This is a genomic window from Anabaena catenula FACHB-362, from assembly GCF_014698735.1.
GTDB classification, from domain to species: Bacteria; Cyanobacteriota; Cyanobacteriia; order Cyanobacteriales; family Nostocaceae; genus Anabaena; species Anabaena variabilis_A.
Window position 1 is genome coordinate 52585 of record NZ_JACJTQ010000002.1, and the last position, 24493, is coordinate 77077.

The 24493-nt window shown below is 40.2% G+C and carries 18 protein-coding genes; 9 read left to right on the plus strand and 9 right to left on the minus strand.

Going from position 1 to position 24493, the window contains the following annotated elements:
• The first annotated feature begins 134 nt into the window (after positions 1 to 134).
• From H6G68_RS02195 to arsJ, 3 genes are all read left to right on the plus strand, one after another.
• Entirely contained in the window at positions 135 to 1184 is a 1050-nt protein-coding gene (locus tag H6G68_RS02195; protein WP_190905149.1) for a phosphate ABC transporter substrate-binding protein PstS family protein, read from the plus strand.
• A gap of 1 nt (position 1185) precedes the next feature.
• Entirely contained in the window at positions 1186 to 2202 is a 1017-nt protein-coding gene (locus H6G68_RS02200; protein WP_190905150.1) for an ArsJ-associated glyceraldehyde-3-phosphate dehydrogenase, read from the plus strand.
• Between the two features lie 170 nt (positions 2203 to 2372).
• The gene (arsJ, locus tag H6G68_RS02205) at positions 2373 to 3635 is read left to right on the plus strand and encodes an organoarsenical effux MFS transporter ArsJ (protein ID WP_190905151.1); all 1263 of its coding nucleotides are present in this window, start codon (positions 2373 to 2375) and stop codon (positions 3633 to 3635) included.
• A gap of 395 nt (positions 3636 to 4030) precedes the next feature.
• Here arsJ and H6G68_RS02210 read toward each other — a convergent pair whose 3' ends face one another.
• Both H6G68_RS02210 and H6G68_RS02215 read right to left on the minus strand, forming a co-directional pair.
• On the minus strand, positions 4031 to 9118 hold the full coding sequence (locus tag H6G68_RS02210) for a diguanylate cyclase domain-containing protein (protein ID WP_190905152.1): 5088 nt from the start codon (positions 9116 to 9118) through the stop codon (positions 4031 to 4033).
• A 559-nt stretch (positions 9119 to 9677) separates the two neighbouring features.
• Positions 9678 to 10526, minus strand: coding sequence for a M28 family peptidase (locus H6G68_RS02215; protein WP_190905153.1), 849 nt, complete (start codon positions 10524 to 10526; stop codon positions 9678 to 9680).
• Positions 10527 to 10757: 231 nt separating this feature from the next.
• Here H6G68_RS02215 and dnaK point away from each other — a divergent pair, with 231 nt between their 5' ends.
• Both dnaK and H6G68_RS02225 read left to right on the plus strand, forming a co-directional pair.
• The gene (gene dnaK, locus H6G68_RS02220) at positions 10758 to 12818 is read left to right on the plus strand and encodes a molecular chaperone DnaK (RefSeq protein WP_190905154.1); all 2061 of its coding nucleotides are present in this window, start codon (positions 10758 to 10760) and stop codon (positions 12816 to 12818) included.
• Positions 12819 to 12980: 162 nt separating this feature from the next.
• A complete protein-coding gene (locus H6G68_RS02225) occupies positions 12981 to 13994 on the plus strand; it encodes a DnaJ C-terminal domain-containing protein (protein ID WP_190905155.1) in 1014 nt (337 codons plus the stop codon).
• Between the two features lie 79 nt (positions 13995 to 14073).
• Here H6G68_RS02225 and H6G68_RS02230 read toward each other — a convergent pair whose 3' ends face one another.
• From H6G68_RS02230 to H6G68_RS02245, 4 genes are all read right to left on the minus strand, one after another.
• Entirely contained in the window at positions 14074 to 14244 is a 171-nt protein-coding gene (locus H6G68_RS02230) for a type II toxin-antitoxin system RelE/ParE family toxin (protein WP_190905156.1), read from the minus strand.
• 119 nt (positions 14245 to 14363) lie between these two features.
• Positions 14364 to 15404 (minus strand): ABC transporter ATP-binding protein, encoded by a 1041-nt coding sequence (locus H6G68_RS02235; RefSeq protein ID WP_190905157.1) that lies wholly within the window; start codon positions 15402 to 15404, stop codon positions 14364 to 14366.
• A 35-nt stretch (positions 15405 to 15439) separates the two neighbouring features.
• Complete coding sequence (locus H6G68_RS02240; RefSeq protein WP_190905158.1) at positions 15440 to 17056, minus strand: ABC transporter permease; 1617 nt, start codon at positions 17054 to 17056, stop codon at positions 15440 to 15442.
• Between the two features lie 3 nt (positions 17057 to 17059).
• On the minus strand, positions 17060 to 18070 hold the full coding sequence (locus H6G68_RS02245) for an iron ABC transporter substrate-binding protein (RefSeq protein WP_339327831.1): 1011 nt from the start codon (positions 18068 to 18070) through the stop codon (positions 17060 to 17062).
• 415 nt (positions 18071 to 18485) lie between these two features.
• Here H6G68_RS02245 and H6G68_RS02250 point away from each other — a divergent pair, with 415 nt between their 5' ends.
• The 3 genes from H6G68_RS02250 (at position 18486) to H6G68_RS02260 (ending at position 19864) form a co-directional block, all read left to right on the plus strand.
• Positions 18486 to 18656 (plus strand): hypothetical protein, encoded by a 171-nt coding sequence (locus tag H6G68_RS02250; RefSeq protein WP_190905159.1) that lies wholly within the window; start codon positions 18486 to 18488, stop codon positions 18654 to 18656.
• A gap of 330 nt (positions 18657 to 18986) precedes the next feature.
• Positions 18987 to 19550 carry a DnaJ domain-containing protein gene (locus H6G68_RS02255; protein WP_190905160.1) on the plus strand — a complete coding sequence of 188 codons (564 nt, stop codon included), beginning with the start codon at positions 18987 to 18989 and terminating at the stop codon, positions 19548 to 19550.
• 41 nt (positions 19551 to 19591) lie between these two features.
• Positions 19592 to 19864 (plus strand): DUF3143 domain-containing protein, encoded by a 273-nt coding sequence (locus H6G68_RS02260; protein WP_127056292.1) that lies wholly within the window; start codon positions 19592 to 19594, stop codon positions 19862 to 19864.
• A gap of 209 nt (positions 19865 to 20073) precedes the next feature.
• Here the strand turns inward: H6G68_RS02260 and H6G68_RS02265 are convergent, their stop codons facing one another.
• The 3 genes from H6G68_RS02265 to lysA form a co-directional block, all read right to left on the minus strand.
• On the minus strand, positions 20074 to 20823 hold the full coding sequence (locus tag H6G68_RS02265) for an isoprenyl transferase (protein WP_190905161.1): 750 nt from the start codon (positions 20821 to 20823) through the stop codon (positions 20074 to 20076).
• Positions 20820 to 21743 (minus strand): diadenylate cyclase CdaA, encoded by a 924-nt coding sequence (gene cdaA / locus H6G68_RS02270; protein ID WP_190905162.1) that lies wholly within the window; start codon positions 21741 to 21743, stop codon positions 20820 to 20822. The genes H6G68_RS02265 and cdaA overlap by 4 nt, the downstream gene beginning before the upstream one ends.
• 184 nt (positions 21744 to 21927) lie before the next feature.
• Positions 21928 to 23334, minus strand: coding sequence for a diaminopimelate decarboxylase (gene lysA / locus H6G68_RS02275; RefSeq protein ID WP_190905163.1), 1407 nt, complete (start codon positions 23332 to 23334; stop codon positions 21928 to 21930).
• 233 nt (positions 23335 to 23567) lie between these two features.
• Between lysA and rimI the strand changes: the two genes are divergently transcribed.
• A complete protein-coding gene (rimI, locus tag H6G68_RS02280) occupies positions 23568 to 24092 on the plus strand; it encodes a ribosomal protein S18-alanine N-acetyltransferase (RefSeq protein ID WP_190905164.1) in 525 nt (174 codons plus the stop codon).
• The last annotated feature ends 401 nt before the right edge of the window (positions 24093 to 24493 follow it).

Consider the following 24493-nt stretch of genomic DNA (forward strand, 5'->3'; position numbering starts at 1 on the left):
GATAAGTCTCCTATCCAATACATCAAGTTTTTTTGATTAATTTTTATATACAATGCTATCCTTGTGGTTGACATATCAATTTTTTTTGAAATGATAGAGAAATACTGTTAGTATCAGCAATACAGGTGCGGTCAGTGAAAGCAACAGCAACTAAATTGGCTTTAACGGTTGGGATGTTTACATTTGTGACTAGCTGTGCAAGTACATCCAACTCATCAATTCAAACTCAACAAGCAACACAAGTTACTGATTCAGCAAAGGTCACAATCATCAAAATAGATGGTTCTAGTACAGTTTATCCGATTACCCAAGCGATCGCTAAAGAGTTTCAAGCCGACTCCAAAAATAACGCCCAAGTAAAAGTCAATATTTCCGGTACTAGCGGAGGTTTTGAAAACTTCTGCACTGGAGAAACAGACATTAGTAACGCCTCTCGGCCGATTACCCAGACAGAGATGGCAGCTTGTAAAAAAAATGGCGTAACCTATATGGAATTACCCATTGCCTTTGATGCCCTAACGGTAGCTGTAAACCCGCAAAACAACTGGGCAAAAGACATCACAGTAGCCGAACTAAAAAAGATATGGGAACCAGAAGCTGAAGGAAAAATTACCCGTTGGAACCAAGTACGCGCTTCTTGGCCAGACCGCCCCATCAAATTATACGGTGCTGGCGATAAATCTGGAACCTTTGACTATTTTACCGAAGCAGTTGTTGGTAAAGCCAAAGCCAGCCGCAAAGATTACACAGCCAGCGAAGATGATGAAGTGTTAGTTGCAGGTATTAATAAAGACCCTGATGCATTGGGTTACTTTGGCTATGCTTACTACGAAGAAAACAAAGATAAATTAAAAGTCGTAGCAGTTAATAACGGTAAAGGGGCTGTTTTACCATCACGAGAAACAGTAGAAAAAGCCAAGTATCAACCACTTTCTCGACCTCTATTTATATATGTCAATCTTTGGTCTAGCAAAAATAAAAGTGTAGTGTATAAGTTTGCAGACTTCTACATTAAACAAGCAGCAACTACAGCTATTTCTGTCGGCTATGTTCCTTTACCAGAGGAAGCTTACAAACTTGATTACGTTCACTTATACAAAGGCAAAATAGGAACAGTATTTGCTGGAAAGTCGCAATTAGACTTGACACTGGGAGAATTATTGCGTAAACAAAAGGAATTTTAACATGGCAATTCGTGTAGGAATCAATGGATTTGGTCGCATAGGAAGGCTTGATCTCCGGGCTGCTTGGGGTTGGAAAGAACTAGAATTTGTGCATATTAATGAAACTAAAGGTGGTGCAGAAGCAGCAGCGCACCTGCTCAAATTTGATTCTGTACATGGACGCTGGACACCGGAAGTTGAAGCTGTAGAAAACCAAGTTGTGATTGATGGTAAACCCCTGACTTTTAGTGAATATTCTCTACCAGGTGAAGTTCCTTGGGAAGACTTTGGTGTTGATATAGTTTTGGAATGTTCTGGTAAGTTTAGAACACCCGCTTCCCTGGAACATTATTTTAAAAGAGGTGTGCAGAAAGTAATTGTTGCTGCACCAGTAAAAGAAGAAGCTTTAAATATTGTCATGGGGGTAAATGATTACCTTTATGAACCTGAACAACATCACCTATTAACAGCAGCTTCTTGCACTACAAACTGTTTAGCCCCAGTGGTCAAAGTAATTCATGAAGGCTTAGGAATTAAGCATGGAATAATTACCACAATTCACGATAATACTAATACTCAAACTATCGTTGATGCACCTCATAAAGATTTGCGTCGCGCTAGGGCAACAAGTATGTCATTAATTCCCACTAGCACTGGTTCAGCAACAGCTATTGGTTTAATTTATCCAGAATTAAATGGTAAATTGAATGGTTTGGCAGTGCGTGTACCTTTGTTAAATGCTTCTTTAACAGATTGTGTATTTGAAGTTGTTCGCCCCACAACTATAGCAGAAATTAATGGTTTGTTGAAAACGGCATCAGAACAAGAACCATTAAAAGGAATTTTGGGTTATGAAGAACGTCCTTTAGTGTCAATTGATTATAAAGATGATCCTCGTTCTTCAATTATTGATGCCCTTTCCACAATGGTTGTAGATGAAACTCAAGTGAAAATCCTGGCTTGGTATGACAATGAATGGGGTTATGCTAACCGCATGGTGGAATTAGCGCGAAAAGTGGCTTTAAGTTTGCAGAAATAATGGTTTTAAAGGGGTGAGATTTTGTTTCTACCCCACAAGGATTTTTTCACGCAGAGGAGGACACTTGCATGGGCGGGTCTCCCGACTTGTGCAAAGTGTCCGTCACGCAGAGGCGCAAAGAGTAAGAGTTTAATATTTGGCATTGTAAATTTTTTAGTGAATTTTTAATTATGGCTTCTACTACAAGTTCTAGTGCTAATTTAAAGAACTACGCTTTAGTTACTTTGGCTTATTGGGGTTTCACCATTACTGATGGTGCTTTGCGAATGTTGGTGTTGCTTTATTTTAATAAAATTGGTTATACACCTCTACAAATTGCTTCTCTGTTTCTGTTTTATGAGGTTTTTGGTATTGTTACAAATTTTTTAGGTGGTTGGATTGGTTCACAATTTGGATTGAAAGTTACTCTTTACACTGGTATTGGGTTACAGATTTTCTCTCTGGTGATGTTGTCTTGGTTAAATCCTAATTGGGTACAGTGGGTTGCAGTTCTCTATGTGATGGTTGCACAGGCTTTTTCAGGAATTGCAAAAGATTTAACCAAGATGAGTACTAAAAGTGCTATTCGTTTGGTAGTTCCTCAAGATGCTCAATCTTCTTTGTTTAAATGGGTGGCAGTTTTAACTGGTTCTAAAAATGCTTTGAAGGGAGTTGGTTTTTTTGTTGGTAGTGCGATTTTATCTTTATTTGGGTTTGTTAATTCTCTGTTGATAATGGCTAGTGGACTATTTTTAATTATGTTCACTGGGTTGATGTTGCCAAAGGGAATGGGCAAAATTAAGAAGAAGGTTAAGTTTAGACAATTGTTTTCTAAAAGTCAGGAAATTAATATTTTATCTGCGGCTAGATTCTTTCTTTTTGGTTCGAGAGATGTGTGGTTTGTTGTGGCTTTACCGGTGTTTTTGCGTGAGACTTTAGGTTGGTCTTTTTATCAGGTGGGAGGGTTTTTGGCTTGTTGGGTAATCGGTTATGGAATTATTCAATTTTTAGCCCCAAATTTGATGCAAAAGTTTGGTTCTGGTCGTCCACCACAATCTAAAACGATTCAATTTTGGACTTTTACTTTAACTGCTGTTCCTTGTGCGATCGCTCTTGCTCTCCAAATCGGTTTACCTGCTAATGTAGTAATTATTAGTGGACTCCTCATCTTTGGTGTTGTATTTGCCTTCAATTCCGCTGTTCATTCCTATTTAGTGTTAGCATTTACCGATGATGACAAAGTAGCCTTAAATGTTGGATTTTACTACATGGCTAACTCTGGTGGTCGTCTTGCAGGTACAGTATTATCAGGTTTGGTTTATCAGTTATTTGGTTTAGTAGGTTGTTTGTGGACATCCATGTTTTTTGTTTTAGCAGCAGCTTTGGTTTCTCTGAAATTACCAAATCCCAAACCGAGTCAAAATATTGCTTGGAAAGCCGGTGAGGGTGATTAAAATAATTCGTAATCAGGGAACAGGGAACAGGGAACAGGTGACAGGTGACAGGTAATTCTTAATTTTCCCCGTGTCCCCGCGTCAGGGACTTAAACCCCCAGAATTAGTTAAAAAGTTAAAAAATTCAAAATTAGGTAATGGGTAATATGTAGTTTTCCCAATTACTAATCATAAATTACATCTGTTGATTATCAAGATATTGACACTTTTCGTCGTGTGAGTGAAGAAGTTAAGGAAAGAGTTATATAGCAGGAGGCAGGAGGCAGAGGGCAGGAGGCAGGAGGGAAAGCCTTATTATATCTAAGTTTCAAGGATTAATAATGTCCTAATTATCCTGGCTACAGTTATAAAATTAATTGTATCTCTGAGTTAAATTAGTTATTAGTTATTAACCTTTATCTGCAATCCGCTATATGTTCAATTGCCCGATTCCGTCCCTCTTTCTTAGCTTTGTAGAGTGCTTTATCTGCGTTGTTAATTAAGTTTTCTACACTGGTTTCTGGAGTGGGAATTAAACTGGCTACACCCAAACTTAATGTGAGATATGGACTCACCTCTGAGTTAGGGTGAGGGATAGCAAGGAATGCGATCGCATTTATTATAGACTCTGCCAGCATTAACGCCCCTTCTGTATTGGTATAGGGCAAAATGGCCGCAAATTCCTCACCACCGTAACGCGCTACTAAATCCCTTGGACGTTGGGGAACTTTAGCAATTATTTGGGCTACCTGGATTAAACATTCATCACCACCTTGGTGTCCGTAGTAGTCGTTATAGCGTTTAAAAAAGTCAATATCTGTGAGAATTAGAGCTAGAGGTTGTTGTTCTTGCAAATGTCGTTGCCATTCATCAGCCAAATATTCATCGAAACGACGACGATTGGCAATTTTGGTCAACCCGTCGGAAGAGGCAATTCTTAATAATTCCTGATTAACAAGTTGGAGTTCTGCGGTGCGTTCGGCAACTTTTTCTTCTAATGTGCGGGTATATTCTGCCTTCTCGGCATAGAGTTGGGCATTAATAATAGCGATCGCAGCTTGGCCGGAAAGCAACTGTAAAAGTTCAATACGATCAGCTGTAAAAGCCCCCGTCGTGACGTTATTTTCTAGATAAACAATCCCCACCAACTTACCTTGATTCAGCAGAGGATAGCACAGAACTGACAGAGGTTTGACCGATTGAATATAAGAATCTCTAACAAAATTACCCTCCATCGCTGCATTATTGAGAACAACATTGTAACGAGTGCGAGCTACATAATTTAGGACTGACTCCGGTAAAGTCATATCAGCCGGAATAGCATCAATCGGTTTGGGTAGTGAGCAAGTTATGGCATTGGCACAGCTACAAGCTGTAATAGAGAATTGTCCTAACTCCCCCGATGCCGTTGGTTTATGCAGCAACAAATAACCGACTTGTGCGCCTGCATTTTCCAGCATAATTTTCATCAAAGTTTGTAACAGATTTTCTAGAACAATCTCACTAGCGATCGCTACAGAAGATTTCATCACAGTAGCCAGATCCAAAGCCGCCCCGCTACTATTACTACTTTCACTGTTAGAAGTAGTGCAGGAAGTCAGTCCCCGTGAATATCCTTCACTACCCAGAGATTGACACAACTTGGCATACTCAGTTTCCAATTGTTTAATCTTCGTAGTCGCACCCCAATGCAGATAACAGTAGCGGGCTTCCACCATGTAAACACGAGCAATGTTTTCTTTACCCCAATTTAGGTAAAACTTGGCAGCCAGTTCATTTGCTAACGCTTCTTCTTGAATATATTGATGTTCTTTTGCCCCAGCTATGGCTTGATCATAAAGCTCCATAGCCTCAACTTTCTGTCCCAAAACCCGGTATTTTTCCGCTTCCACCAACTGCCACTTATGTAAATAATTCATCGGGGCGTGTTCTGCCCAAAACTGTAAATTAGTTTGATTTTTTTCAACTCTCGCTTGCCATTCAACTTCTAATTCAACTTCTAATTTAGATACTGTTGCTAAAGCAATCAGCGAATCATAAAAATATAAACCAGCTTCAATAATTTCTGATAGGACTCCGGCAATATACTGTCTGGCTCGAATAGCATCTACTGAAGCCTGAGCAATATCTCCAACCAGAAACCTTAACATCGCTCTATACAGATAAAAAGCGAATACTCGATACAGATCATTAGAAGCAAGGGACTGAGAAACCAACTTCTCCTCAGCCGCAGCTTTTTGAAAAGAAATTTCAATTTGGTCTGGATTACCCACAAGAACCAGTATTGTTTCCCAAAGAATTGAACAATAACTTGCTGTATTTAATAGATTAAACTCAAGCAATTGTTGACGGTATCCCCAAATTTGCTTTTCTAGTTCCATCAAAGGTTGACCGCACCAGAAAGAATTTAAACAAATTCCGTGTCCATTATATCCCACATAATCTAATTTACCTGTTTCTAATCCCTCTTGATAACCAGCCTGATTAATAGGTAACATCAGCCGCAAGTGAGACTTGCGATGTTGCAAAAAAAATCCGATCACAGCAAAAGTTTCAGAGCGCACATTTTTACCATCTGTTTCAGATGCTATACGATAAGCTAAACGACTAAAACTATCTCCCGTTGTTATATCCTGTAGAAATATGTTGAGACAAGTTCCATAAAACGCATAGCTAAAAGCTGAAGTAGGACTATTGCCATATTGGATCGATAAACTTACTTGTAAAAAAACTACCAGTGGAAACAAAGGCGAATTAACTATACAACAAGGTGGACTAATACTTCCTGCCACCTGCATAATAGCCAACTTTTCAGTATCAACCATACTTGGCAGATAAAATAACTCTTCAATAGAACGATTTCCAATTAAATTATTAATTTTTTCTATCCCCTCCTGAATATCTTGATCACAGGGAATATCAGGAAACTCCACTTTTAATTGTTTGAGAATTAACTGACCAATAGATATTGCTTCTAAAGGCTGATTCTGGGCTACTCGTGCGTGAATTTTTACAATATAAACGCCTACTTTTTCTAAAGGCGTTCTAGCATGATGAATCACTTCATCAACCCAATAATTCATCTGCTCAAAATCCCCACACACTGAAGCTAATTCTGCGGAAATTTCATGTAAAGTCAAAGTTATCTCATACTGTCTTTGCCAAGCATCACTTCCCAGTAAATTTAACCCCATTAAACCATACTCACGCGCTACTTGATAAGCTGTAGATGCCCTAGCTTTGCGACAAGCGATGAGATTTAACTTTGCTAATTCATCCTTTTCTATTTTTTCCGTAATCAGTCCAACGCCATAATTTAAGTGATTAACAACTACAAAGATTTTCTCGGCTATAACTTCAGGAGAAAATTCTTGCAGCAGTAATTTACCCATCTGATAGTGAATATTTATTCGCTCTGATTCAGACATCAAAGAATAGGCAGCTTGCTGAATTCTATCATGAATAAATTTATATTCAGGTAATGGATAATCCGTTAAAATTATGGCTAATGCTACCTCCTCTCTACTACCTAAAGGAGTTACTAAACTTTCAGCAACTGCTATTTGTAAAATATCTACAGTTGCTGCTAAAGACTTACCAGCACTCACAGATAATGTCTTTAAATCAAACTGATTACCAATACAAGCTGCTAAATTTAATAAATGTTGTGTATCTGCTGGTAACTTTTGAATTTTATCCGCCATTAATTCCACCACATTATCAGTAAATCCTTGAGCTTTAATTTTTGCTAAATCCCATTTCCAACTGAGAGTCTGTGAATCAAACTCTAATAAACATTCTGTATATAGAGATTTGACAAATTCCCTCATAAAGAACGGATTACCACCTGTTTTAACCAGTACTAACTCAGCTAGAGAACTTACTCGCATTTCTGAACAATTGAGAGCATCTGCCAGAAATTCAGTAATTATAGGCAAGTCTAAAGATAAGATAGAAATCTCTTTAACTATTGCTCCTGTTTGCAAAATTTTCTCTATAGTTAACATTAATGAATGGGTTAAAGAAAGTTCATTATCTCGATAAGCCCCAATTAAAAATAGTCCTGGATCTGTTGTCTCCATTAATAATTGAATTAACTTCAGAGATGCACTATCTGCCCACTGCAAGTCATCTAAAAATATGGCTAGAGGATGTTCAAGATTAGTAAAAACTCTAATAAAGTTTTGAAAGACAAAATTAAAGCGGTTTTGTGTTTCTATTGCTCCCAGCTTTAATACAGCAGGTTGATTACCAATAATTAATTCTAGTTCGGGAATTACATCAATAATTACTCTCCCATTTATACCTACAGCTTCTAAAATTTTAGTTTGCCATATTTGCAGTTTTTCAGTACTTTCGGTTAGTAATTGTTGGACTAACTCTTTAAAAGCATTAACTACAGCAATATAGGGAATATTCTGTTGATATTGATCAAATTTACCAGAAATAAAATAACCGCGTTTTTGGGTAATTGGTTGATAAATTTCTTGTACTAAAGCCGATTTACCAATACCAGAATAACCAGCAATTAAGATCATTTCTCGACTAGTCGTACTTGCGCTATCAAAGGCTTTTAGTAATATTTCAATTTGTGCTTCTCTCCCATAGAGTTTTTGAGGAATTTGAAATTTATCAGAAATATCCTGTTTTCCTATTTCAAAATTTGAGATTATTCCACTATTTTCAAATTGCTCTAAGCATTTTTCTAAATCTGCTTTAATTCCTAAAGCATTTTGATACCGTTCTTCTGCGGTTTTACCCATCAACTTCATCACAATGTTAGAAATAACTTGAGGTATTTCAGGATTAATCTGTGATGGTGAATTTGGCTGTTTAGCAAGATGACAATGAACTAACTCTAAAATATCTTTTCTTGTGAAAGGTAGTTGATTGGTCAGCAATTCATAAAAAGTTGCACCCAAGGAATAAAAGTCAGTCCGATAATCTAAATCCCGATTCATTCTCCCAGTTTGTTCTGGTGAAATATAAGCCAGTGTTCCCTCTAAGAGATTGATATTTTTGATAATTGTAGTTTCTCTAGTCAATTGAGTAGAAATTCCAAAGTCAATAATTTTCAACTCAACTGTTTCTCGATTTAAAACAATATTTGCAGGGTTAATATCTTTATGAATAATATTATTAGCGTGAATTTGTCCTAAAATTTCAGTAGTAGCTATCCCTATTTTTAAGAACTCTTTAATAGTAAATTTGTGCTGTTGCATCCAAATTCTTAAAGATTCTCCACCAAAATCTTCTAAGATCATTACCAGAGTATTTTGATATTTCTGCAAGTCATAAACTTTTGGGACTCCTGGTAAATTAAAAGATTGAGTAATTTGATATTCAGTCCGGTAACGCACAAGTTCCTGTGGTGTGGGATAATCTTGTTTGAGGACTTTGAGAATCACCGGTTGATTGTCTGACTCTCTGATAGCTCGATAAACCAAAGAGTTCGCACTTTCATAAATTTGTGTATTTACCTTAAAACCTGTTAGATTTAACATTTCGGGTTCTTTCCATATAGCAAATCTTTCCTTATACCGAAATCTTTCCAGAATTCTTTGCTCGACTTCAAGCTTGGCATAAAAATTGTAAAAAAAATTAAATTTATTAGCAAAAATAATGATTATTAATTGCTCATTTTCAATAATTATATGTTTTGATAAATGTCAAGAAATCTCCCGTTCATCTTGGTTTATCTATTGAAATAGGAGAATTCAACGCCATACACTTAAAAGAATTAATCCAATGACATAAATTAGAGTTGTCAGAAGCAGAAATTGGTAAATTAATAGAAATAATTGATTTAATTGAATTCAAAGGGCATGAAGTGCAATGCCTTGGTAATTTATATCGTCTTGATTTTCAATAATGCCTATCGTCATAATTGCACTATTAAACGTGAATCTTTAAACAATAGCCAATCCCGTATATTGTCTGAAATTGGTTTCATGAAATCCTCAAACAATGTATTATTTAGGGGTACTTACTTTGATGAGTTCATTAGCAACAATATTTTCGGTATCACTGCACTGAATCACTACTTTGCCGTTAATCAATTTCTTATAATCGCCTAATACCCATTTCCAAACCCTCACATACACCTGTCAGAAAATCTAAATCCAAAGTCGCAATAGTGTCACTCGGTTTGTGATAATGAGGATTCCGCATGAAAGCAGTATCCGTTACCATCATCGCTGGATAACCTTCATCCCAAAAAGGTGCATGATCACTAAGTCGAGTTTGGGGAACCATTAAACCCCGGTTTGGTATCGGTAGCCACTGACTAGATACTCCAACTTGACGAATACTCCTACTTAGACTAATTAAATCACCCAAAGTCCGCAAATTGCCAATTAAAGCAATAAAATCACCAGAATTTGGATAAAAAAGTTCTAGAGGAGATGGGTATTTTTGAGAACCAGGAGTAAAGTCCCGATATCCCAACATTTCCAAAGATATCATCAGGCGTATACGTTGCTTTTGCTCGCGTAACAAAGCTGCATAATCAGCACTACCCAGTAAGCCATATTCTTCCATATCAAAAGCAACTAGTCGCAAAGGATATCTAGCTGGTTGCCCAGCAAAACTTCTGGCAAATTCTAATAAAACTGCCACACCTGTAGCGTTATCATCAGCTGCTACTGTACCAGGTACGCCATCATAGTGAGCGCCAATTAAAATAGGTGGTAAATCTGTCTTTTGCTTTTCGGCGGCAGCGGGTAAATTTAAAATCAAGTTTTCACACCTTTTACTTCCTACTTGGAAGGTGTGGATTTCCACACTTCCCCATTCTGCAAATTGTTGGCGAATGTATTCTTGAACAAAGAAATGACCCGCAGTCGCCATATATGGATCGCGTTCTCTCGCTATGTGCTGAAGGTGATTTTGTAACCGCTGTTTTAAATTCAAAGTAGTGATTAGTGATTAATAAAATTCTTACCTGTTAAGAGTTCCCTGTTCTCTCTCTTCAAATGCTATCCTAGTGCAAGCAAGTAGCGCCTCAAGCTCAAATTTCTCTAATTCCTGATTGAATGATGATAATTATACCATTGGGCGGTTTTCATCATTTAGCACCAAGCTAGAGGTAGTCCAGCCATATAATAATAAATTTATAAGAGACGCTTAGGAGAAGAGTAACGCATGGGCAAGGTAGTCGGCATCGACTTGGGTACAACCAACTCAGTAGTCGCCGTGATGGAGGGTGGCAAGCCGGTGGTGATTGCCAATGCAGAAGGAATGCGAACCACCCCCTCCGTGGTTGGTTTTAGTAAAGAAGGTGAAAGGGTAGTTGGGCAAATGGCAAGACGACAAACCGTCCTCAATCCCCAAAATACCTTTTTTGCAGTTAAACGCTTCATTGGGCGCAAGTATGGCGAATTAAACCCAGATTCTAAGCGTGTACCCTATACCATCCGCAAAGATGAAATGGGCAGTATTAAAGTTGCCTGTCCCCGTCTGAATAAGGAATTTGCCCCAGAAGAAATTTCAGCCATGATCCTCAAGAAATTGGCAGATGATGCTAGTCGCTATTTGGGGGAACCTGTCACCGGGGCTGTAATTACTGTTCCTGCTTATTTTAATGATTCCCAGCGGCAAGCAACCCGTGATGCGGGCAGAATTGCAGGTTTAGAGGTACTGCGAATTCTCAATGAACCCACTGCGGCATCTTTGGCTTACGGATTAGATCGGGGTGACACAGAAACTATCCTAGTCTTTGACTTGGGTGGTGGTACTTTTGATGTATCGATTCTGGAAGTAGGTGACGGCATATTTGAAGTTAAATCCACTAGTGGAGATACTCAGCTAGGTGGTAATGATTTTGACAAAAAAATAGTTGATTGGTTAGCAGATCAGTTTTTAGAAGCAGAAGGTTTAGACTTAAGACGCGATCGCCAAGCCTTGCAACGTTTGATGGAAGCAGCAGAAAAAGCCAAAATAGAACTTTCTGCCGTCAGCGTCACCGATATTAACTTACCCTTCATCACTGCCACAGAGGACGGTCCCAAGCACCTAGAAACTCGCATGACGCGATCGCAATTTGAAGGCTTGTGCGGCGACTTAATCAGTCGAGTGCGAACCCCTGTAAAAAGGGCGCTCAAAGATGCCGGACTCTCCCCTGTAGATATTGAAGAAGTTGTACTAGTAGGCGGTTCCACAAGGATACCAATGGTGAAACAGCTAGTACGTGACTTAATTGGGACTGAACCCAACGAAAACGTTAACCCTGATGAAGTGGTGGCGGTGGGTGCAGCTATTCAGGCAGGGATTTTGGCAGGTGAACTCAAGGATGTACTGCTTTTAGATGTCACGCCTCTATCTATGGGATTGGAAACCATCGGCGGTGTGATGAAAAAACTTATTCCCCGCAACACAACTATACCAGTACGGCGCTCTGACATTTTTTCCACTTCTGAAAATAACCAAAACAGCGTCGAAATCCATGTTGTCCAGGGTGAGCGGGAAATGGCAGCAAACAACAAGTCTTTAGGACGGTTCAAGCTGTATGGTATTCCGCCAGCGCCAAGAGGTATCCCCCAAGTTCAAGTATCATTTGATATTGATGCCAACGGTATTTTACAGGTAACAGCCTTAGATCGCACCACTGGACGCGAACAGAGTATTACCATCCAAGGTGCTTCTACCTTGAGTGAGTCGGAAGTGAATCGCATGATTCAGGATGCTCAAAAATACTCCGAAGTTGACCGGGAACGCAAAGAACGGGTAGAAAAACGCACTCGTTCCGAAGCATTGATTTTACAAGCAGAACGGCAATTGCGGGAAGTAGCCTTAGAAATGGGGATGCAATTTGCCCGTAACCGTCGTCAACGCATTGATAATATTTCTCGTGAACTGCGGGAAAGTTTAAAAGAAAATGACGATCGCGGAATTGACCAAGCTTACGCAGACCTGCAAGATGCTCTGTATGAGCTAAATCGAGAAGTCCGTCAGTATTATGCTGAGGATGAAGACGAAGACTTGTTTGGTGCAATCCGTGACATTTTCACTGGTGACAAAGAACGAGAACGGGATTCTTCTAGAGATACCTATCGGGAACGGGATTCTTATAACCGGGACTATAGCAGGGATAATGGCAGAGACTCTAGTAGGGACAATCGTTCTTCCTCCTATGATAGCCGTCCAGCACCCAAGAAGCGTCCCAGCTACCAGGATAACTGGGATGATGAGGATGACTGGCTGTAATTAAAAAGAGGGAACAGGGGAGACGCGGGGAACCGGGGACGCGGGGACGCGGAGAAAATTAAGAATAACTTAATTACCAGATTCCTAACAGCAGACTACCCCCAACACCAATCACTTCTTCCCTACCTACATTAATGACATTTTCAAGATAAATAAAAAACTATGCAAAATTTGCAGAATTTTCGAGATTATTACGAAATTTTGGGAGTAGATAAAGATGCCTCTAGCGAAGAAATTAAAAAGGTATATCGCAGGTTAGCAAGGCAATATCACCCTGATCTTAATCCCGGTAACAAGGAAGCAGAAGAAAAATTTAAGATTATCGGTGAGGCTTATGAAATCCTTTCCGACCCCAGTAGGCGATCGCAATATGACCAGTTTAGCCGCTACTGGAAACAAAAAGGCTTTGCTGGTGGTAAACAAACACCAAAACCAAAAGGCTGGGGAGATCGTTCTAACAGCCGCAGCAGCAATCAGGAAGTAGACCCCAGTGAATTTTCAGATTTTGAAAGTTTTATTAATCAAGTAATTGGTGTCAGCAGTCGCCAAGATACCAGAAATGGCTCAGGTTCTGGCACTTCTAGCACCTCTAGCACCCCTACCGACCCGTTTCGGACTCCCAGAACCAAAGTTGCATACACAGTCAACACCCCACCCCGCACCACTCGCAGGGATATAGAAGCACGCTTGACTTTGCCCCTAGAAAAAGCTTATCAAGGTGGTAATGAACGTATTCGCTTAGAAGATGGGCGATCGCTCGAAGTAACTATGCCCCCAGGTATGGTAACAGGTCAAACCATCCGTCTGCGAAATCAAGGTATTGGTGGCGGCGATTTATACTTAAAAATTACCGTTGATCCCCATCCGTTATATAAACTAGAAGGCTCTAATATATTCTGTCAAATTCCCGTGACTCCCAGTGAAGCAGTCTTGGGAGGACAGGTAGAAGCACCAACTCTGGACGGCCCAGTAAAAATGACCATTCCCTCTGCTGTCAGATCTGGTCAAAGATTCCGTCTTGCTAATAAAGGCTACCCAGGGGAAAACGGTAAACGTGGTGATCAATTAGTGGAAGTTCAGATAGTCACACCGAAATCTCTTACCGATGAAGAAAGACAGCTTTATGAAAAATTGCGAGAAATAGAAACCTTTAAACCTCGCGCTGATTTAATTTAAATGTCAGAATCAAGATTTCCAGGATTTAAGGATGAACAGGATTTATGAATAGTGTTGTGTCCATAAAAACCTGCTTACCTCATTGTTCATCCTCTGTATTTTCTAGATCATGAAAAATTCTTTCTATATCTTGTGAACCATGTAAGATACGCACAATTTCAATACCTTGATCTATAGGACGGTAAAAAATTAGGTAAATTTTCACAGGAAAACTTCGCAAATATAGCTGTGAGAAGTAACGTATCTTCATCAGGACTTACGCAAAATATCGCTCAAATCCTTATTCCTCCATGTCCTCTGCATCTCTGTGGTATGTCTTCGACTCCCGTAAGGGATATGTTATTCCGTGACTCTTGCGTAAGCCCTATTTCATGCTGAAAAAATATGAACACTATTACCTGTTACATATAATTCTACCTTTGTACCCACTGCCAAGGCTTGATTAGTCGTTAGTCGAGCATGAATCTCTTTTCCCGAAGGGGTTTGTAAACAGTATTGATATTCCCGTCCTAAAAAGCGTCGGGTAGTAATGACAACAGCAGCATCCGTCGCTGGTTTTAAAATTAAGTCTTCTTGGCGGATCATGATTTCGCCAGTATCACAGTTATGATCCGTTGCTATGGTAAAATTACCAACTTCTGTTTCCCATAAATTACCTTGACGACGAGCCGGCAAAAAGTTAGCTTGAGTGACAAATTCAGCCACAAATCGGGATGCTGGATGGGTATAAATTTCTTCTGGTGTACCTAGCTGTTCTAAATTTCCTTGCTGCATAACTCCAACTATATCGGATATAGCTAGCGCTTCTTCTTGATCATGGGTGACAAAAATAGCTGAAGTACCTGCTAATTTGAGAATATCTCGAATTTCTTCCCGCAATCTTAATCTAACTTGAATATCCAGATTGCTTAATGGTTCATCTAAAAGCATAATCTGGGGTTTTGGTGCTAAAGCCCTAGCTAAAGCGACTCGTTGCTGTTGTCCCCCGGAGAGTTCATAGGGGTAGCGTTTTTCTAAACCTTCGAGTCTAACTAGTTCTATAACTTCAGCGACTCGCTTTTGTTTTTGCTCTTTACTAAATTGTTTTAAGCCAAAAGCGACATTTTCGGAAACATTGAGATGGGGAAATAGGGCATAGTCTTGAAAGACAACACCGATGTCTCTTTGTTCCGGTGGTATGTTAATTGAACTATTACTAACTACCTGTCCAGCGATTTCAATTGTTCCTACTTGCAGACGCTCAAAGCCAGCAATTAATCGCAACAGTGTAGTTTTACCACAACCAGATGGTCCAAGCAATGCCAGTATGTCTCCTTGTTGCAATGTTAAAGATACATTATTTACTGCCGGAGAAACACTTTGAGAAAATTGCTTGGTGACATTCTGTAACTGGAGAATTGCTTGTTGCATGGCTAGATTACAAAGGAAATACAGAGGACAGGAAATTAGAACTTGGCTTGGATTTCTGGTTTAGTATTAATTTTCTCTTTTTTGATATTCTCTTGAGATAAAATTAATAAAGTTGCACCCATAGAGACTAAGAGCATAGCTAATGAACCAGCAGCGGCATCAGCAAAGTCCACATTTTCTGTAGCTTGCCAAATTTGCACGGCTAAGGTATTGAAACCGATGGGTGCTAATAGCATAGTTGCGGGTAGTTCTTTAATAGCTGTCAAAAACACCAACACTGCACCACTTAATATCCCCGGTTGCACTAGGGGTAGGGTGACTTCTCTTAAACTTTGCCAAGCTGTTCTCCCTAAACTTCGGGCTGATTCTTCTAATTGGGGATTTACTTGTAAAAGGGATGTGCGTACTGTTCCCACCGTTTGTGGTAAAAATAACACCAAATAGGCAAACACTAACATTGGTAGAGTTTGGTACAAAAATGGTAGATAGTTAGCCCCAAAAAATACCAGAGATAAGGCGACAACAATTCCCGGTACACCAAATCCTAAGTAAGAACAGCGTTCAATCATAGCTGTAATTTTACTGGGAAACCGAACCGATAAAATTGCCACTGGTAGAGCAAAAATAATGGTAGCTAAAGCCGCTAATCCAGCCGCCCCTACTGAATTGAAGGCAGATGGTAGTAGGTTGGGAAAGTTGTAGCCGCTGTTGAATCCCCTGCTTAACCAAAATAAGGTGATACCCACTGGTAACACAACGCCTAAGCTAGTAATGAGTAGACAAAATGCCAAGGCTGGCCATTTCCAAATTCCTAACTTGGTGATTTTCGGTGGGCGTAGAGAAGCTGAACCACGACTATAATAAGCTGCGCGCGATCGCACTCGATACTCTAACCATAAAATCAACAACACCAATATCACTAACATCAATGATAAAGCCGCTGCTGAATTCCGGTTAAAACTAGCTTTGTATTGCAGAAAAATTACCCTTGTAAAGGTATCAAACCGCATTAAAGAAGGTGTACCAAAGTCACGTAAGGCATACAAAGCTACTAATAACCCCCCGGCAATCATTGATGGTTTCAATTGGGGTAAAACCACCTTAAAGAAGGTTTCTCTCTTGCTATAACCCAAACTCTGGGCAGCTTCTTCTAAGGAAGGATCTATCCCTTGCAGTCCCGAACGGACACTTAATAGCAGATATGGATAGGTAAACAACGTAATACCTAAAACTGCTCCAGGAAAACCATAAATTGAAGGTAATTCTTCTACCCCCAAAGGTGCTAATAATAACTGCAAAAAGCTACCTCTGGGCGCTAAAGTGGCAATTAAAGCAAAACTGCCTACATAGCTAGGAACTGCTAAGGGTAATGTTGTCGCTATTAACCAAAATCTCCGTCCTGGTAAGTCTGTCCGCACTGTTAAAAATGCTAATGGCACAGCAATCAGTGCAGAAAAAAAAGTCACTGTTGCTGCCATTGCTGCACTGTTCCAGAAAACAGAGATATTGCGGGGTCGAGATATCAATTTCCATAACTCTTCCCCACCAATACCGATGGTGCGGGTGACTAAATAAACTAATGGTAGAGCAATGACTACTGCCACTACTCCAGCCGCTAATGTGAGAAATAATGGAGGGCGAACCGATTTCAATTTCTACAAAACTCCTGCGTCTTGTAATAATTCTAATGTTCCTGGCAAATCATTCAAGTTTGTCAGGTTGAGATTTGGTCGATTAATCTGGCTTAGTGGTACTTGGTTGGCTGGGCCTGGTACTCCTTTAACTAAGGGATATTCGTTAGTTTCTTTGGCAAAGTATGTTTGTGAACTCGGTTTGAGCAGGTAGCCAATAAATCTTTCTGCTTCGGCTTTTTGCTTGGTGGAGTCCATAATTGCCACTCCGGCAATGTTAATCATCGATCCTGCGTCTTTTTTAGTGTAGTGAGTAGCTACAGGAACTTTAGGGGTAGTTTTTTTGAAGTTAGCTAGGTAATAGTTGTTTACTAAACCAATTTGAGTTTCTCCGCGTCCTAATGCTTCGACAATTGCTGTGTTGTTGCGGTAATCTTTGGCTCCGTTAGCTTTCATCCCTCGTAGCCATTGTAGAGTTTTTGGCTCTCCCTCTAGTACCCGCATCGCTGTCACAAATGACTGAAATGAGCCGTTAGTTGGGGCCCATGCTACTTTACCTCGCCATCTTGGTTTGGTTAAATCCCAGATGGAATTTGGTAGTTGGTTCTTTTTGACTAGATTGGTGTTGTAGTTAAGGACACGAGCGCGTCCAGAAATACCCATCCAATGTCCTTTGGGAGAGCGAGAGCCAGGATCTACTTGATTCAACAAGTTAGAGGAAATGGGCAGTGTGCGCTTTTGTCTTTCTAGTGTACCTAAAGCACCTGCGTCTTGAGCAAAGAATATGTCTGCACGGCTGTTTTTGCCTTCTTCCAAAAGTGCGATCGCTAACTCAGCTGTATCACCATAACGCACTTGAATATTCAGGTTTAAATCTTTCTTTGCTCGTTCGAGCAATGGCTGAATCAGTTTCTCCCCTCTACCAGAATAGATTGTCAGGGTTTTGGTTTGTGCGTTTACACTCAGTCCTATTCCCGAACTGAGCAGAAAAGCTAAAGCTCCCGCTGAAGCTTTCATCAATGTTGAATTTTTCAATGCTCTAGCCTCCAATTCATTTAACAGGTTTAACAGGAAAGTTTAGCAATAATTTCTCAGTCTCAACTAATACCATGAATTTGGACGATGAATCAATAAGAATTCTCAAAAAGTTGAGATTTTTTTCCCCATGCTAAATGAAAAACTATCTTGTAACAAAGATCAACTTTTTTTACGCAAGCAAGAACATCAGGAATCTAAACACTAGTTCTGAGCGCAATAGCGCCTGTTATTTACGCCATGATTATTTTTTTATTTATTAGTATTGACAAGCTTTCTTAATTAAGCTCAAATAGGTATTTGATAATACTTTTCATTAAACCAAAGATATGGTTTAAATGCAACAATGAAAACTATTATCATATAGTCCTTGGTGTGGGGTATCAAAATATTTTCAAACAAAATTTCCTTATGGATGTTGTCCGCTACAACCCTGACATCCCAAGCACTTTATGCACAAACAGCAAATGCGTCTCCAAAAACTCAAGACTCTACAGAAGAAACCCTTGTAGCGCAAAATTACAGCACTGAATTTAGCCTCGTGAATGAGACTCAGGAACAAGTTATATCATGTCCGGCTAATTAGTTTAGGACTTACGCAAAACAGAACTAAAGTAGCGGTAATTCATGAATTACCGCTACACAGGAATAAGGTTTTCAGTCACATCTTGCGTAAGTCCTATAGGTATAAAGAAAAGACTGTTCTTAATGATGTCAGTAAAATTTAGGACAATTTTCTCAGTCTGATTATTTGAGGAAATAGCCAAATTTCTAGTGCTTTCTGGACAAAAACCTCAGCTTTCCCATTCACAGTCAGCACGACTTGGGTATTTTGTGGACTTGATTTGTTCTAGGTAGTTTTTGGCATGGCGCTGGAAAAAAGATTTAAAATATAAAAAAACTGAATTTGAGCAAAGTGACTCAAACAACTGTAAATCAAAATGGGGAAGTCCCACAAAGCAGCGCAACTACCTATTACTCCCTGCTAGGACTGCATCCCTCCACATCCGTAATTGATATCCGTCGCGCTTATCGAGAACTGAGCAAACTCTATCATCCAGATACGACGGAATTGCCTGCTAATATTGCTACGGCTAAATTTCAGCAAATTAACGAAGCTTACGCTACCCTGTGTAGCCCAGAGCGCAGATTAAGCTATGATTTGAAAATTGGTTACTCTCGATTTGGGGTAATTCAAGCACCTGCGGATTTAAACCATCCTGCTTCTCGACCTCATGATTGGTCAAAATCAGCTTACCTTGATGCCAGCGACCGCCCACTTTCCTCTGGTGAAATTTTTGTGTTATTCGTCTTGGGGTTAACTTTTGTCGGTTGTTTGCTACTAGCGATCGCTGTCGCCGTTATTCGTGGTGAAGCCACTTTACAAACCCACCTTTCTCAACCTCTGAATACACAACAGCAAATCACCCAAATTTACCAACTTAATACACAGACTGCAAGTAAAATTAGCAATCAATAATTGCTTAATCTAAAATCCCAAATCTATAATCCAAAATAGTTATGTCTATTCTGCCCTCTGATACACCGTTATATAGCCATCCTTTGCCACAAATTGAACAGTGGCTAAAAAATCAAGGTTGTCAACAAGATGAAACCGAACTTCATTGTTGGCGATTGCAAAGACTTAGTTGGCAAGCAGAACTTTGGCTAGATATCGAGCAGATTACAGTCAGATATATCCAAGCCGGAGAAAACGGTCAAGATATCCAACGTTCTTTTAAATATTCTTTAAGTCGGGAAGATATAGAACAAGCTGTTTTTTCTGGTCCTTAGTCATTAGTCATTAGTTATTAGTTATTAGAAACTGATATAGCAGATTGCAGATCAATGAGGCTTCGCCGTGAGCGTCAGCCGATAGCTTGCGTGGCGTAGCCATACGGTACAGAATCAAAATTGAAACCTAGACAGCAAGCCAGTTTTACTCCTGACTCCTGACTCCTGACTCCTGACTCCTGAATTCTGCTGTAACTATCAACTATCAACTAAACCTTCCCAAAACGCCTTTCCCGCTGTTGGTAGACAGACAAAGCACGGTGAAACTCAACGCGGTCAAAATCTGGCCAAAGAGTATCAGTGATATAAATTTCTCCATAGGCCATTTGCCAAAGTAAGAAATTTGATAACCGCATTTCTCCACTAGTACGAATGAGTAAATCAGGATCTGCTACTCCTGCGGTGTATAAATGACTTTCAAAAACCTCTTCAGAAATTTCTTCAGGTTGTAACAGACCTTGTTGCACCTTGTGTGCGATCGCTCGACAAGCTTGTAAAATCTCCTGTCTACCCCCATAATTTGTGGCCACAGTAAACCGGATACTGCAATTATCCTTGGTTTCTGCCATAGAGCGAGAAATTTCCTCTTGGAGTGCTTTTGGTAAAGCTTGCAAATTCCCCACAAACTGAATCTGCACATTTTCCTCGACCATTTCCCGCAGTTCTTGACGCAAAACTCGCTGGAACAGAGTCATCAAAAACTCTACCTCCTCCTGCGGTCTTTTCCAATTTTCCGTTGAAAAAGCATACACAGTCAGTGCCTTAATTCCCCAATCTTTACAACAGCGGAGCAAATCCTTAATAGCATCTACACCAGCTTTATGACCCATAATCCGGGGTAAACCTTGACGTTTAGCCCATCGACCATTGCCATCCATAATCACCGCAACGTGCTGGGGAAGTAGTTCTTTTTTTAAGTCAGGGGGTAAATATTGCAGTTCAGTATGTTTTGTTGTCATTTTTTACTTCGAGAAGCAGTCGATAATAAACCCAGTAATCGTGAAACCAATGCTAGTGTTTGTCCACCAATCTGACGAATTAAACTTAAAAGACCCGGAGCAACAGCTTCCCGATCTACAGTTGGCGAAAATCGCACCTCTAAAGATTCTTTCAGCTTCTTAATCGTCAGTGGCCTGTATAGAGTTCCCCGTTCCGCTAAAGAAATAGAACCCGTTTCTTCTGATACAACGACACAAATGCAATTTTCGACCCGCTCAGTAATTCCCATTGCTGCCCGATGGCGTGTACCCAACTGGCGCGAGGCTGTGCGTCCCGAAAGTGGTAAAATTACACCCGATGATACAATCCGCGAACCACGAATCAAAGTTGCCCCGTCGTGTAATAAAGTTTTTGGCTGAAAAATTGTTTGTATTAGTTCTTTAGAAACTTCTGCATTTAACTTGACTCCGGGTACAGAAAAATCTCGCTCATCAATTGGTCCAGAAGTTTCCAAAATCAGCAAAGCGCCAATCCGGTTTTTTGACAGTTCTTTGACAGCATCAACAATTTCATCAATTACGCTATCAGATTTGGGGACTGCCAAACGGTCGGGTTGGAATAACTGCCGGAATTCACCCCGTCCCAGTTGTTCCAAAAATCGGCGAAATTCTGACTGGAGTGCTACCGCCATCGCTACAGCACAACCAATTACCAACTTTTCCAGAACGAAATTGAGTAGAGGTAGCCCTAAAGTGCCACTGAATGCTGAGGCAAGCATCAAGATTATAAATCCCCGCACCATCCACAGCGTCCGACGTTCACTAATAATCACTAGGATCATGTATGTCAGCGCCAGCACCAACACAATATCCAGAGTCCCAACTAGCAAGGACTGTGACCATCCTGGGTTTATCAGCCATTGCTTCCACCAATCTCTCATGACATCTGGATTCTAATAGTCACTAGTCATTAGTCATTAGTCATTAGTCATTAGTCATTGGTTCTTAGCTAATAACTAATGACCAAAGACCCTCCGGGTGATGCCTCCGGCTCCCGTAAGGGATACGCCAGTCACCTGCGGAGGGAAACCCTCACGCAGTGCTGGACTCACCAAGGACTAATGACTATTTCAGTCTTTCTGGTAGGCAATCTTGTCGAATTATGTCTTGATAAGTTTCACGCTGCAAAATTAAATTTGCTTCGCCATTCGCCACTAAAACAGCTGCCGGTCGGGGCAGACGGTTGTAGTTAGATGCCATACTGTAATTGTACGCACCAGTTCCCATAACGACGAGAATATCGCCTGGTTCAGTTTTTGGCAGTTGGGCATTTTTAATCAGAATATCTCCTGATTCACAATGTTTACCAGCCAATGTAACTGTTTCTGTCAAAAAAGCTGACATTTTATTAGCAACGACTGCCCGATAAACTGATTGGTAGGTGATAGGGCGGGGATTGTCAGACATTCCACCATCAATCGTTACATAAGTACGAATATCAGGAATCACTTTAGCCGAACCAATAGTGTAGGCTGTAACGCAAGCAGTCGCAATCAGCGATCGCCCTGGTTCACATAATAATTTTGGTAAAGGTAGATTTTCCGCCGCACAAGCTTGCTGAACTACTTCACAAATTGCCTTTGACCATTCTTCGATGCTAGGGGGATCATCTGATTCTGTGTACCTAATCCCTAAACCACCACCAACATTTAATTCTGTTAATTCCAAATCATACTTGGCCGCATCCCGCAACCACTGTACCATCACCACACCCAAATCTCGATGGGGCTGACGTTCAAAAATCTGCGAACCAATATGAGCGTGTAATCCCACACAGTTTAAACTTGGTTGTTTGCTGACAAAAGCAAATACCTCATCTAAATCATTGGGATCAAAGCCAAATTTACTATCTAAATGTCCGGTGCGAATATATTCGTGGGTATGGCATTCAATACCCGGTGTTAACCGCAACATGATACGGATTTTTTGTAGAGACGTTTCATGAAACGTCTCTACAATATCTACCAATGTATGTAATTCGTGCCAATTGTCAGCAACAATGGTACAACCCGATTCAATGGCTAAAACTAACTCATCACGAGATTTATTATTGCCGTGCAGGTAGATTTTATCTGGACTAACACCTGCATTCAAGGCGGTGTAAAGTTCACCACCAGAGACTACATCTATTCCTAAACCCTCTGAGGCAACGATCGCACAAACAGCTAGACAATTCCAGGCCTTGGAAGCGTACAATACTTGAGATTCCCCTTTATAGTATTGTTTGAATGTATCCCGGTATTGTTGGCAAGCTGTCCGCAGGGTTTCTTCATCTAAAATATACAAAGGTGAACCAAACTGCTGAACTAGTGTTGTGACATCACACCCACCGATTTCCAGGGAGTCATGACGATTAACTCTGGCACTCAAGGGTAAGAGTTCTTGATTAGGTGACAGCGTTGTGTTGCTTCGCTTTTGAGGTAAATATTGATTACCAGAAGGTTGAACCCCGACGGGGTGAGTCGTTACCATAAATAATAAAAGTTGTCCTTGTGAAAATTACGGGCGTGACTTATTCTCCCGATTCCCAGTTTACAACTTTGCTGGTAATGGGTAATAGGTGATTGGTAATGGGTGATTGGTAATGGGTGATTGGTAAGAGGTAATGGATAATTAAGTTATTCTTCATTTTCCCCGTGTCCCCGCGTCTCCCCATCTTCCTGCTTCCCCTGCCCCCTGCCCCCTGCCCCCTGCCTCCTCTAACCGTGATTTTATTAGACTTAAAAATTCAATCCTTGACGCTAGAGCATTTAAGTGCATTGCTGGAACTGGATAAAGCTTGTTTTGATGGCTTGTGGACAATGGATGGCTACCGACGTGAGTTGGAAAGCCCCAATAGTATTTTTCTGGGTTTATTTTCCCCATATTCTAGTTCTGAACTGCTGGGAATGGGCTGTTTTTGGTCAATTTTAGAAGAAGCACATATTACGATTTTGGCGGTTCATCCTCAATATCACCGTCAAGGTTTGGGACAGGTTTTGTTGTATTCTTTGCTGAAGACAGCGAGCGATCGCGGTTTGGAGCGAGCAACCCTCGAAGTCCGCGCTTCCAACCAGGCAGCAATTTCCTTATATCAAAAATTTGGCTTCAAAACAGCCGGCAGAAGACCACGTTACTACAAAGATAACGATGAAGATGCCCTGATTCTTTGGCTTTCTGACCTACAACAGCCAAAATTTCTCAAAACTTTAGATGATTGGCATATCATGGTGAGCGATCGCCTCAGTTAACAAGATGACGCAGGGACGCGGTGATAGGAAAAACTTTACCGAACAGAATACAGGAAAGGTATTCTGTGCGAGTGGCGGATGAATAACCGGGTTTAAGACCCCCACTAAATCGTAGATTTAGTGGTCTTTAATCAGTCGCAGGTCCCAATCCTCGACTGATTGATTCTGGCTACTGACTCCTGACTCCTTCTTCAATTTTTGATTTTTAATTGTTATCTCCCTAATGAGAAAAAATGTAATTTCCATGCTATTGAATTATCATCAGAATTTTAAACTTTATTTATCTTTTTCATAATCTAAGCTTATTCAAAAAGAAACTTCTTGACAAAAGGGGTTGCTATATGATAGATAGTTTTCCTTGGGGCTAAATAAACAAAATCTCAACATGAAAGCTTTATATG